Below are 12,766 nucleotides of genomic sequence, written 5' to 3'. Positions count from 1 at the left end.
GTTATGAAGCGCGTGGCCCTGATTATCTTGTCGTCAGTGAGAGGAAAATGCTGAAAAAAGTAAAAAGTAAAAATATTTAAAAAAATTTATTTATTTGTGAACTAATCAGAATTAGCTCGGTCTATGTATATAGTTGTGTGTGTTTTCTCTGTTAAATAGCCCCTCCTCTGGAGGGGTTTCTTTTATCTGCGCTTAAATAGTCAAACCTGTTCATCAGTTTCGTTATCAAACCCAAACCAATGATTTAATTTACTCTCCAGTATAGGCAATCCTATTTTACTCGTGGAAGAGAATGCAGCGACTTCAACATCGCCACAAAACGCCATAGCAGCCTCTTGAGCCATAGCCACCTGGGCTTTTCGTTTCCCCGATTTGAGCTTGTCTGCTTTAGTTAACAGCGCCAGCACGGGGATCTCACTGGCGACCGCCCAGCTAATCAATTGCTGATCGAGATCTTTTAAAGGGTGTCTGATATCCATTAAAACCACTAAGCCTTTTAGACTCTGTCGTTTTTCAAGATATTCACCCAATGCTCTTTGCCACTTTTCTTTCATTGCCTTTGGCACCTGGGCAAATCCATATCCGGGAAGATCGATTAGTCTTTTATCTTCGGCAATTTCAAATACGTTAATCTGTTGTGTTCGACCCGGGGTTTTACTGGTACGCGCCAGGCTTTTTTGCCGCGTCAAAGCATTCAAGGCGCTGGATTTACCAGCATTGGAGCGTCCGGCAAAAGCGACTTCAATGCCCTCATCAACCTTTAAATGCCTTATATCAGGGGCGCTAATAGTAAATGTTGCTTTAGAATAAATGCTCACGGTAACTGTTTTCTCTGTAAATTCTGCTAAAGTTTTTGCATTGGAAACTGCAAAACAACAACAGATAATTACTCAGAATATCTTTTATGCTGTTTTCCTGTGTTTCAAAGTGTGTAAAATACCTGATTACTAAACGATTTTAACAAGAATTACTTGAGAACCACTATGAAAAAATGGCTTTTATTGCTTGGACTAGCTGCAGGTTTTGGTCAAATGGCGTTTGCTGAGGGTGATGCCGAGGCTGGTAAATCAAAAGCAGCAACCTGTGCTGCATGTCATGGCAATGACGGAAATAGCATGATCCCTATGAACCCTAAAATCGCAGGACAGCACGAAGGTTACCTGGCTAAGCAGCTTATGGACTTTAGACTAGCCTCACAAACTGGTGGTGCTGAAGGCAGAAATAACGCAGTAATGAATGGCATGGCGGCCGGTTTGTCTGATCAAGATATTGCCGACTTGTCTGCGTGGTTTGCCAGTCAAACTATGAGTAAAGGCGAGACGCCAGAAGATGTTATTGAAGCGGGCAAAGCACTTTACACTGGTGGAGATCTGGAGCGTGGTATTACCGCTTGTATCGCTTGTCACGGTCCTAGAGGAAATGGCATGGAACTGGCCAATTTTCCGGATATTAGTGGTCAACACAGCGATTATACTAAATCTCAACTTGAACAGTTCAGAAGCGGTCAACGTGCCAACGACCTCAACGGCATGATGCGCGATATAGCTAAAAAGTTAACTGACGAAGACATCCGCGTACTGTCACTTTATGTTTCCGGATTGCATTAATTTCGTTTTTGTAAATAAGTTGTAAAATTTTTAACATCGTGTATTCTTACGTCCCAAGGTTGAGCAGGGAATATTAATTTACCCCCTTCAACCTACTTCTTGGGAACAAGGAAGAAATAATAAGTGTCACGATGACATAAAATAAAAAGGTCCCGAACAAAAATAATAAACACGGGATTACAACAAGATTGGTTACTGAAGGGATCATGGTTTCTCTATAACCTGTTTTAGAAACAACGGTGCATCAGCACCGTTTCTTGTTTTTGTCTCTCAATAAATATCCTATAATCCCTACTAGTTAATTCCCCATCATTCATCAGAGAAAATATTCTATGCCTCGTGTTAAAAAAACTCGAAAGGTCACTCAATCTGCTCCAAGGCCAAAAGTCAGGCCGACTGAAAACGCACCCAAAAGAAATAAAAAGTTAAATGGTAAAGCCCCCGGAAATCGAAACAGCCTGAAAGACGGCAATCCCGGTGGAAATCAACCAGGTAACACAGCCGACAAAAAAGACCGCCGTTTAGGTAGTAAAAAGAAGATCTCTTTGTTGTCGAATGAAAAGGCCGAGCAAAACAATAACAAGCGTTTAATACCCAAATTCAAAACGCCGCAGGAAGAACTAAACTACATAGAAAACGACACCCGATTACAGGCGCTAATGGATAAAATGGATGACGGCCAGAGTGTTGATAAAACAGAAGAGCTTTATGTAGATCAACTATTAGCAAGACACAAAACACTTTGCGAGTTATTGGGTATTAGTGTTGATGCAGATGAAGAGGACGCTCCTCAGGTGGTTCCTGAGTCTGACGATTTACTGGACATGCTGGAAAAATCCCCCGGTAAGTTTTACTGATGAACTTAATTGAAACTCATTGGCTTAGTATCAGTTTAATCGCTGCGGCCATCATTCTGAGTCTGGCAGGATATGCAGGCCACCTGGTGTACAAACTGCATCAGCAGAAAGTACGTGTTAAAAGTGTCAATGCAGCCAGACTAAAAGATATTACAGAAAGTCTTGATGTGATTGCCAGAGCCACTTTACAACAGCAATGCGGCATCAGTGAGGCGGTGATCAGGATCAGGGGGCTTTTAGACGCATTATCAGTGCAGGAGCTTAATTTCCAACAGTTACTGCCCCACTCTGCGCAGTTTTATCTCAAGATACAGCACCACCCTATCCTGTCAGCAAGGAAGAAGTTAAATAAACTTCAGTTGTTAAAACTGGATGCAGAAAGAGAAGAGCTTGAAGCACAGTGGGAACAACGAATATTAAAAGAATTAGAACAATTCATAGTGGTGTTGCGACAAAAATCTTGATTGTTACAAGCCAATACCTTGTTTCTCAGCTGTATTACTAAGTCATTTTTCATCCCCCTCCCAATATTCCGCTTATTATTCCAGAAATAAGCGGTTCACAAGGCTTTTGGGCTACATAATAAGCACTACAAGAGTTATACTTCGCCCATTTTGGTTGAATTGACAGTTATATGGCGAATTACGATTTAAAAACCTTTCAAGGGCTCATCTTAAGCCTACAGGATTATTGGGCCAGGCAGGGTTGTGTCATAGTGCAACCTCTGGACTTAGAAGTGGGAGCTGGCACATTTCATCCCATGACTTTTTTACGTGCTATAGGTCCTGAGCCTATTAGCAGTGCTTACGTGCAACCCTGTAGAAGACCAACCGACGGTCGCTATGGCGAAAACCCAAACCGCTTACAACACTACTACCAGTTTCAGGTAATGCTTAAACCTTCTCCAGAGAATATTCAGGAGTTGTATTTGGGTTCATTAAAAGAGATGGGCTTTGACCCACTTGAGCATGACATCCGCTTTGTGGAAGACAACTGGGAATCACCCACTCTAGGAGCCTGGGGTCTTGGTTGGGAGGTATGGCTCAATGGTATGGAAGTAACGCAATTCACTTACTTCCAACAGGTTGGTGGGCTTGAGTGCAAACCGGTAACCGGGGAAATCACTTATGGTCTAGAGCGTCTCGCTATGTATGTGCAAGGTGTTGACTCTATTTACGATCTAGTCTGGGCAAACGGTCCATTTGGTAAAGTCACTTATGGCGATATTTTTCATCAAAACGAAGTTGAGCAATCAAAGTACAACTTTGAACTTGCCGATGTAGATAATATGTTCCGCTACTTTGATGAAGCAGAAAAACAGAGCCAATTGTTGATAGAGCAATCTCTGCCACTACCCGCTTATGAACAAGTAATGAAAGCATCGCATTATTTCAATCTTTTAGATGCGCGCCAGGCGATTTCAGTTACAGAAAGACAACGTTATATTTTACGAGTGCGGACGCTAGCAAAAGCGTGTGCTGAAGCATTCTACAAAGCTCGAGAAGAGCTTGGCTTCCCCATGTGCACCACTAAATAATTAGTTTTAAGGATTAACAGAACGTGAGTAATAATTTAGTTATAGAACTGGCTTGCGAAGAGTTGCCACCAAAGGCACTTAGAACGTTAGGTCAGACTTTCCAGTCCAATATTGTTGATGGCTTAAAACAAGCAAGATTTACCTTTCAGTCTACTCAGTGGTTTGCGACGCCAAGACGTCTTTCGTTACTAATATCAGGTTTGTCTGAAAAACAGGAAGACATTGAGTTGGTAAAAAAAGGGCCGCCAGTAAAAAGTGCTTATGATGCTTCAGGTGAGCCTACAAAAGCAGCTTTGGGTTGGGCCAAGTCAAATAACATAACTTTAGAAGAAGCGACGGTTGTCGAAACACCGAAAGGTGAATGGCTACAAGTTACCATCCAGGAAACAGGTAAGAATATTGATTCTTGCTTGCAAAACATCCTGGATACGTCAGCATCAAAACTTCCGGTTCCCAAAGTAATGCGCTGGGGCGACAGCGATCATCAGTTTGTGAGGCCCGTACACAACCTGTGCTGTCTCTTTAATGATAAAGTAATACCTGTAGAGCTTTTTGGTAAAAAGGCCAACAACTTGGTTATGGGGCATCGTTTTCATTCTCCCGGTCTGCATGAACTACATAGCGCAGAAAGCTATGAAAGCCAGTTAAATAGTCTCAATGTCATCGCCGATTTTGAAAAACGTAAAGCCAACATAGTACAGTCTCTAAATCAGACAGCTGTGCAATTTAACGGTAAAGTCGTTGAGGATGATGACCTCGTTGAAGAAGTAACAAGTTTAGTAGAATACCCTGTAGTATTGAGTGCTGAATTTGATGAGAGCTTTCTTAATGTTCCAAAGGAACCTCTCATTTACACAATGAAAGACGACCAGCGCTATTTCCCCCTTCTGTCAAACAACGATGGAAAGTTACTTAATCGCTTTCTGTTTGTTTCAAATATTTCCAGTAACAATCCCGACACTGTGATAAGTGGTAATGAGAAGGTGGTTCGCCCCCGCCTGGCTGACGCAAAATTCTTTTATGAGTATGATTTATCAGTAGCTACAGAAACAAGACTAGATAGTCTTAAATCAATTGTTTATCAAAAACAACTAGGTACGTTATTTGAAAAATCAGAACGAGTGGCAAATCTAAGCCGAGCTCTTACTCAAAAATTACAGATTGGTGATCCAGAGTTGTGCTATCGAGCGGGACTGTTGGCCAAGTCAGATCTAACTTCTAAAGTGGTTTATGAATTTCCTGATGTTCAAGGCTATATGGGCCAATGCTATGCCTTAAACGATGGAGAAGTCTCCGAAGTTGCTACCGCCATTGCCGATCACTACAAACCGCGTTCAGCGTCAGATTCTCTTCCCGCATCTGATACAGCTAAGATAGTGTCTATTGCAGAGCGGTTAGACACACTCACAGGGATTTTTGGTATTGGTATATTGCCTAAAGGTGACAAGGATCCATTTGCACTGCGCAGAGCCACTCTAGGTATTATAAAGGTAGTATTGGAAAACGATATTAATCTTGATTTCAAGGCCCTACTGAACCTGTCTGCCGGCTTTTATGCACAAGGCACTCTAAACAATCAAGACTGGCAAGAACAACTAATTCAGTTTTTCAATGCACGCCTTGAAAACTTCTTTATCGAACAAGGCCATCAAGTCAATACCGTTCGCTCGGTAATTGAAGTAGCTGGTAACTCAATAGAAACTATCAAGTATCGCTTAGAAGCACTTACTAACTTTATTGAAAACAACCGTGATACCATGGCAATACTGTCAGAATCCAATAAGCGTATCGCTAATATCCTTGCAAAAAATAATGCAGGCACGACAAAAGTGGATGCTTCATTATTCGTAGAAGAAGAAGAAAAAGTGCTATGGGCCGGTCTTAATGAAATTAGCACAGAGTCGACTATGTCACTCTCCGCTGAAGCTTATTCAGATCGATTAAATGAGTTAGCGTCTTTAAGAACACCAATAGCAACATTTTTTGATAAAGTTATGGTAAATGCAGATGATGAGGCAATAAAGCAAAATCGATTTGCACTAATTGCAACAATTAGAAGTGTGTTTTTGTCCGTAGCCGATATTTCACTATTACAGGGATAAGATCTTGAAGTTTAAGTCCCTATTCAGCACGCTCTTGATAACCGCAACACTAGCAGGTTGTAGTTCAACCAAAACCTTCGTAGACGGTTTAGATAATGATAAGCCTTCTTATGGTGAACTTTATCTTAGAGGCAGTTTTACCTGGTGGGAAGCTGACGATGCTTATAAAGTTGTACAGTTTGAAGAGAATATTTATCGAGTCGTTGTAGAGCTCGTCGCTGACGGCCAACCTTATGACTTTAAATTTGCTGATAAAGCTTGGTCCGAAGGGTTAAGTTGTGGTTATAAAAATAAGGATTCTGACGAGTATTTGAAGTTAAACAAAACCGTTAGCGCCAATTGCAACACGCCGGTGGATAACTTCGTGTTTGTTCCGAAAGAATCGGGAAAATACATTTTTCAAATTGACTTTAGTGGTTGGTCAGCCCCTAAGGTATCAGTGTTTAAGATGTAAAAAAGGCTCCATAAGGAGCCTTTTTTATATCGATATCAAAGGTTAGACATCCAGATTAGTCACTTTAAGTGCATTTTCCTGTATGAATAACTTACGTGGCTCAACGTTATCACCCATCAGAGTAGTAAATAGTTGATCTGCTCCAATGGCATCTTCGATGGATACCTGAAGCATACGTCTGGTTTCAGGATCCATGGTGGTCTCCCATAACTGTTCAGGGTTCATCTCACCAAGCCCTTTGTATCGCTGTATATACTGACCTTTCTTTGATTCAGCCATTAACCAATCAAATGCTTCTGCAAAGTTGGCTACCTGATGCACCTTCTCTCCGCGTTTGACATAACCGCTTTCTTCAAAGAGATTATTAATAGCTTTATTTAACGCATTAATTTGTTGTAACTCACCTGACTTAACAAAGTCGCTATTAAACTTAAAAGTAGTATCTACACCGTGTTGACGAACGACAACAACTATTTTTTGGCTATTCTGCTCTTCATCATGCTCAGCCGTAACAGTATAGAGTGCACCATCTTTTTCAGATTCGGTTAATTGTGCTTCAAAGTTTTTGGCAAATTCTGCTGCTTTTTCAGGGTTCTGCAGCAGTTCAACATCCATCACGTCTGAATACACTAAGTTATTTAGAATGTGTTTTGGATAGATCCTGGACATACGCTTTATTAACTTAGTAGTGGTTGTATATTGTTTAACAAGCGTCTCTAAGCCACCACCCTGAATTGGAGGAGCGTTTTCGTTTACGTGAATTGAAGCATTATCAAGTGCAATGTTGATAAGGAAGGCTTCTAAGGCTTCATCATCTTTCAAGTATTGCTCTTGCTTACCTTTTTTAGTTTTGTATAGGGGTGGTTGAGCAATATAGATATGGCCTCTTTCAATGATTTCAGTCATTTGACGGTAGAAAAAAGTAAGCAATAAGGTTCTGATGTGAGAACCGTCAACATCGGCATCAGTCATGATGATGATGTTGTGATAGCGTAATTTTTCTGGGTCGTATTCATCTCTACCAATACCACAACCCAAAGCAGTAATTAGAGTGGCTACCTCTTGAGAAGAAAGCATCTTATCAAATCGTGCTTTTTCCACATTCAGGATTTTACCTTTTAGAGGGAGAATAGCTTGGTTTTTACGATTTCTACCTTGCTTCGCAGAACCTCCAGCGGAGTCACCCTCCACTATATACAGTTCAGATAGCGCAGGGTCTTTTTCCTGACAATCTGCCAATTTACCGGGTAAGCCAGCTAAATCCAATGCGCCTTTTCTACGTGTCATTTCACGCGCTTTGCGAGCTGCCTCACGAGCTCTGGCGGCATCAATAATTTTGTTGGCTACGGTTTTTGCATCCGTCGGATTCTCCAAGAGAAACTCACTGAGTTTTTCGCCCATTGATGTTTCTACAGCAGATTTTACTTCAGATGAAACTAGCTTATCTTTTGTTTGTGACGAGAATTTTGGATCGGGAACTTTAACTGATACAACAGCTGTTAAACCTTCTCTGGCATCGTCACCAGTAGTAGTTGTATTAGCTTTAGCTTTTTTATTGAGCCCTTCACTTTCCATATAGTTGTTCAACGTTCTGGTCAGCGCCCCTCTGAAGCCAGCCAAATGTGTACCACCATCGCGTTGTGGGATGTTGTTAGTAAAACAAAAAATATTTTCCTGAAAAGAGTCATTCCATTGCATTGCAACTTCTACGGTTACACCATCATCTCTTTCTGTAACAAAATGGAATACGCTAGGATGAATTGAGGTTTTATTTTGGTTTAGGTACTCAACAAAAGCCTTAATCCCCCCCTCATACATGAAGTGATCTTCTTTGCCATCACGCTCATCAATCAGTCGAATTGACACACCAGAATTAAGAAAAGACAGCTCACGTAGGCGTTTTGCCAAGATATCGTAATGGTATTCGGTGTTAGTAAAGGTGTCTTCACTAGGCCAAAAATGAATGGTTGTACCTTTGTCTTGACAGGTACCCACAGACTTCAGCGGATAATCAGGCTCACCGTGAGTATACTCTTGTTCAAAAATTTCACCATTACGACGAATTCGTAACATTAACTTTTTGGAAAGTGCGTTTACAACAGAGACACCTACACCATGTAAGCCACCTGAAACTTTGTAGGAGTTATCATCAAATTTACCGCCTGCGTGTAGGACTGTAAGAATTACTTCTGCTGCAGATACCCCTTCTTCTGGATGTATTTCTGTAGGAATGCCGCGTCCATCGTCTTGTACAGACACCGAGCCATCGAGATGTATTTTAACTATGATGTCAGAGCAATGGCCAGCTAGTGCTTCATCAATGGAATTATCCACCACTTCAAACACCATATGATGCAAGCCCGTTCCATCATCAGTGTCGCCAATATACATACCTGGACGTTTTCTTACAGCATCAAGGCCTTTTAAAACTTTGATACTCGAAGAGTCATAATTGTTATTTTCTTCAGACATTTTGTTCCTCAACGACTCCACCTTGTTTCACGTGAAACATTTTGAATTTCGAAAAGTATTCACTTACGGATTCAAAAAGTGAGTCTTTAGTTAGTGTCGTAATAAATAGTTGTAATGGCAAAGAAGCCAGTTTATCTAAAAGCAACCTGATAAACTTACTATCCAATTCGGCGGAAAGGTCATCTATCAGAAATAAAATACTTTTTTTTGTTTCAAAGTAAACCGTTTTCAAAATCGAAATCATTAAGATTAATGTGAGGGTTTTCTCTTCGCCACGGCTAAAATTTCGCTTATTATAATTTGTGTCAAAACCAAAATCGCATTTTTGAAAGCCTAATGTGGTATAGCCCAATTTGGCCTCATAAGTTCTTTTTTCACTTAACGCTAATGCTAAATCCGCTTTTGCTTCCCATGAGTATTTGGCACTAATACCCTTTATTCTGTTTAACAGAGATTCTATATTGTATTCGGCATCTTCGATTTCCCCACATTCGAGGCTGAATTGTTTTTCTAAAGCTATCATCCTGTGTTCAGTACTTAGCCTTAGTTCGTCGGATAGCTCAGTAATTTGGTTCTCCCAAAAACTAAACTCAGATTCTCCACCACCCGAACGTAGTAATTGATTGCGCTGCTTTACCGCTTTTTGTAACGATGAGAAGCGTTCTCTAAACGTTGGTTCCACGTGGAACAAGTACCAAAACAATAGACTCCTTCGAGACCCTGCAGACCCGGATACCAGATTGTCAGTTTGCGGAGAAAAATAATAGACAGGTAACAAGGTAGCTAAGTCAGAACTTCTACGAATAGTCTCGCCATTGAATTTATAAAGCCGGCTTTTGTCTTGCTTAGTATACTGAAAGCCAAAAGGAAAAACTTGCTCATCATCTTCCGCATTACCACGAATAAGCACGCTTTTCCCGTCTACATTAACAGTATCTTGAATCCTCGAGCTTCTGAAAGAACGACCATTCCAAAATAAATAAATCGCTTCCAGCAGTGATGTCTTTCCAGAACCATTGTCGCCACTGATGACATTACAGCCCTCAGAAAGTGTCAAATCTATCTCTTTGATGTTTCTAAAATCGGATAACATCAATTGCTTTAGAATCATATAACTGTAATTACAGTCTCATGGGCATAACGACATACAGACATTTATCAGTAGACTGTGCCTCTACCAAAGCACTACTATTAGAATCAGCTAAAGTTAGTTTGATAGTTTCATCATCTATAGCGCCTAGAACATCTATTAAATATGCAACGTTGAAACCAATCTCTAATGAATCACCTTGATAGTCAACATCAATAACCTCGACAGCTTCTTCTTGCTCCGGGTTATTTGCTGTTATTTGCAACTCAGCGCTGCTTAAATCTAAGCGAATACCACGAAATTTTTCGTTAGAAAGAATAGAAGCACGTGTTAAGGCATCTTTTAACAACGACTTGTTCGCAAGAACTGTTTTATCACCGTCTCTGGGTAAGACTCTGCGGTAGTCAGGAAACCTTCCGTCCACCAGTTTACTGGTAAAAATAAATTCAGCTGAGTATAAACGAATGTGATTTGACCCAATCTGTATCTTAAGTGAGGAATCTTCATCACCAATCAAGCGCAGGATTTCCATAACCCCTTTTCTGGGAATGATTACCTGACTGGTAGGAAATGCAGCGCCGTCTAGAATGTGCTTACTCAAAGCAAGTCTGTGACCATCGGTTGCAACAGAGCGAATTAGATCTCCCTCAAGTTCCAGTGACAATCCATTTAAATAGTAACGTACATCTTGCTGTGCCATGGAGAAGTGGGTTTTCTCGATTAAAGAACGTAAGTTCTTTTGTGAAATTTCAAATTCGATTTCACCTTCCCAATCTTCAAGATTTGGGTAATCATCAGCAGGTAGAGTTGATAGCGTGTAACGACTTCGAGCACTTTTTACCAATACTTTACTGCCATCAACAAAGAACTCTATGTTAGCTTCTGGAGCGAGGCTACGACAGATATCAAACAGCTTTCTCGCTGGTACAGTTACCTCACCGTCTACAACATCTCCGCTTAATACCGTACTTGCAATCAGTTCGACTTCTAAATCAGTGCCTGTTAGCCAAAGAGAACCTTCTTCAACTTTAATTAGTACATTAGACAAAATGGGCAATGTATGTCTCTTTTCTACCGCCCCGGAAACAAGTTGTAAAGGTGTCAGAAAGTCTTCGCGCGCTATCGAAAATCTCATTTTTATTCTCTTTATGACGACAAGGTTCGGATTAAATTCTGAAAGTCTTCTTTCACGCTGTGATTTTCGTCTTTCAGCTCTTTAACTTTTCTACATGCATGTAAAACAGTAGTGTGATCTCTACCACCGAAGGCATCCCCTATTTCAGGTAGACTATGGTTAGTGAGTTCCTTAGCTAAGGCCATAGCAATTTGTCTTGGCCTCGCCACGCTTCTACTACGACGCTTGGATAACAGGTCAGATACTTTTATTTTGTAGTATTCAGCTGTTGTCTTTTGTATGTTGTCTATTGTTACAAGTTTATCCTGAAGTGCAAGTAAATCTCTTAGTGCATCGCGAACAAATTCAATTGTGATGGGCTTTCCGGTGAAATTAGCGTTTGCGATGACACGATTTAATGCACCTTCCAATTCTCGAACATTAGTGCGCAATCTCTTTGCGATGAAGAACGCGACTTCGTTGGGCAAATTAACGCGGTTCTCAGCGGCTTTTTTCATCAAAATGGCGACACGTGTTTCGAGTTCAGGTGGCTCAATGATAATGGTTAGGCCCCAACCAAATCGTGATTTCAAACGATCATCAACGCCATCAATCTCTTTCGGATAACGATCAGATGTTAATATAACCTGCTGATTTTCTTCGAGTAATGCATTAAATGTATGAAAGAACTCTTCTTGAGAACGTTCTTTATTTGCGAAAAACTGAATATCATCTATCAACAATGCATCAACGGAGCGGTAGTAACGCTTAAATTCTTCAATGGCGTTATTCTGTAACGCTTTAACCATGTCTTGCACGAAACGTTCAGAATGCATGTAAACTACATTGGCATCTTTTTTCTGCTTAATAATGCCATTACCTACAGCGTGTAACAGGTGGGTTTTACCCAAACCGGTACCACCATAGATAAATAGCGGGTTATAAGAACCACCGGGGTTGTCTGCAACTTGCTGAGCAGCTGCCCTTGCTAATTGGTTACTCTTACCTTCTACGAAATTGTCAAACTGATAGTTTTTATTGATGTTACTTTTCTGCGCAGCAGGCTTTACTTCTACTGGCGCTGCAGCACTTTTGACTGGCCTGGTCGGCTCAACCTTAGCAGGAGCAACAACAGGTACTTGAGGTGCGAATTGAACCGCCGGTGAAACCGGAGCAACTGGGGCACTCTGTTGCTTATTAGAAATTACATCAAACTTGAGAGTGAGATCGGCATTATCCGAATATTCTGCAATAAGATCGCTAATTTGCCCCAAATACTTATCCCTTACCCAATCTAATACGAATCGGTTTGGAGCAAATAGCGTTAAGCAGTTCCCTTCAACTTCAGGCTCTAATGGTCTCAACCACATGCTGTACTGTTGTGCCGGGAGATCTTCCTGAAGTCGTTTCAGGCAACTTTGCCAAATTTGCATAATAGAAAAAATACTCTGTCGTTTAATTTTTATTTTTTTCGGGCTAGCAGTGAATTATCGTATAACTGTGAATAAATGTACAACGCAATTACACCATAAT

11 protein-coding genes are annotated in these 12,766 nt (G+C 40.8%); 6 read left to right on the top strand and 5 right to left on the bottom strand.

What is annotated here, in order from left to right:
- Positions 1–200: 200 nt before the first annotated feature.
- On the bottom strand, positions 201–818 hold the full coding sequence (gene yihA, locus AABA75_RS00055) for a ribosome biogenesis GTP-binding protein YihA/YsxC (protein WP_338290258.1): 618 nt from the start codon (positions 816–818) through the stop codon (positions 201–203).
- A 165-nt stretch (positions 819–983) separates the two neighbouring features.
- Between yihA and AABA75_RS00050 the strand changes: the two genes are divergently transcribed.
- From AABA75_RS00050 to AABA75_RS00025, 6 genes are all read left to right on the top strand, one after another.
- Entirely contained in the window at positions 984–1,607 is a 624-nt protein-coding gene (locus AABA75_RS00050; protein WP_338290257.1) for a c-type cytochrome, read from the top strand.
- Between the two features lie 332 nt (positions 1,608–1,939).
- Positions 1,940–2,464: a Der GTPase-activating protein YihI gene (gene yihI, locus AABA75_RS00045; protein WP_338290256.1), complete on the top strand. Its 525-nt coding sequence runs from the start codon at positions 1,940–1,942 to the stop codon at positions 2,462–2,464.
- On the top strand, positions 2,464–2,928 hold the full coding sequence (locus AABA75_RS00040; RefSeq protein WP_338290255.1) for a DUF2489 domain-containing protein: 465 nt from the start codon (positions 2,464–2,466) through the stop codon (positions 2,926–2,928). Before yihI ends, AABA75_RS00040 begins: the two co-directional genes overlap by 1 nt.
- Before the next feature lie 170 nt (positions 2,929–3,098).
- On the top strand, positions 3,099–4,001 hold the full coding sequence (gene glyQ, locus AABA75_RS00035) for a glycine--tRNA ligase subunit alpha (RefSeq protein ID WP_338290254.1): 903 nt from the start codon (positions 3,099–3,101) through the stop codon (positions 3,999–4,001).
- A gap of 23 nt (positions 4,002–4,024) precedes the next feature.
- Positions 4,025–6,103, top strand: a complete 2,079-nt coding sequence (glyS, locus tag AABA75_RS00030) for a glycine--tRNA ligase subunit beta (RefSeq protein WP_338290253.1) — start codon at positions 4,025–4,027, stop codon at positions 6,101–6,103.
- Between the two features lie 4 nt (positions 6,104–6,107).
- Complete coding sequence (locus AABA75_RS00025) at positions 6,108–6,557, top strand: hypothetical protein (protein ID WP_338290252.1); 450 nt, start codon at positions 6,108–6,110, stop codon at positions 6,555–6,557.
- 42 nt (positions 6,558–6,599) lie between these two features.
- Here AABA75_RS00025 and gyrB read toward each other — a convergent pair whose 3' ends face one another.
- The 4 genes from gyrB to dnaA are packed head-to-tail and all read right to left on the bottom strand — an operon-like array spanning position 6,600 to position 12,666.
- Positions 6,600–9,029 (bottom strand): DNA topoisomerase (ATP-hydrolyzing) subunit B, encoded by a 2,430-nt coding sequence (gene gyrB, locus AABA75_RS00020; RefSeq protein ID WP_338290251.1) that lies wholly within the window; start codon positions 9,027–9,029, stop codon positions 6,600–6,602.
- Positions 9,022–10,140, bottom strand: a complete 1,119-nt coding sequence (recF, locus tag AABA75_RS00015) for a DNA replication/repair protein RecF (protein WP_338290249.1) — start codon at positions 10,138–10,140, stop codon at positions 9,022–9,024. Before recF ends, gyrB begins: the two co-directional genes overlap by 8 nt.
- A gap of 10 nt (positions 10,141–10,150) precedes the next feature.
- Positions 10,151–11,254, bottom strand: coding sequence for a DNA polymerase III subunit beta (gene dnaN / locus AABA75_RS00010; RefSeq protein WP_338290248.1), 1,104 nt, complete (start codon positions 11,252–11,254; stop codon positions 10,151–10,153).
- A gap of 11 nt (positions 11,255–11,265) precedes the next feature.
- Positions 11,266–12,666, bottom strand: coding sequence for a chromosomal replication initiator protein DnaA (dnaA, locus tag AABA75_RS00005; RefSeq protein WP_338290247.1), 1,401 nt, complete (start codon positions 12,664–12,666; stop codon positions 11,266–11,268).
- Positions 12,667–12,766: the final 100 nt, after the last annotated feature.

It is taken from the genome of Planctobacterium marinum, from assembly GCF_036322805.1.
Taxonomy (GTDB): Bacteria; Pseudomonadota; Gammaproteobacteria; order Enterobacterales; family Alteromonadaceae; genus Planctobacterium; species Planctobacterium marinum_A.
This window is presented reverse-complemented; position numbering and strand designations above follow the sequence as displayed.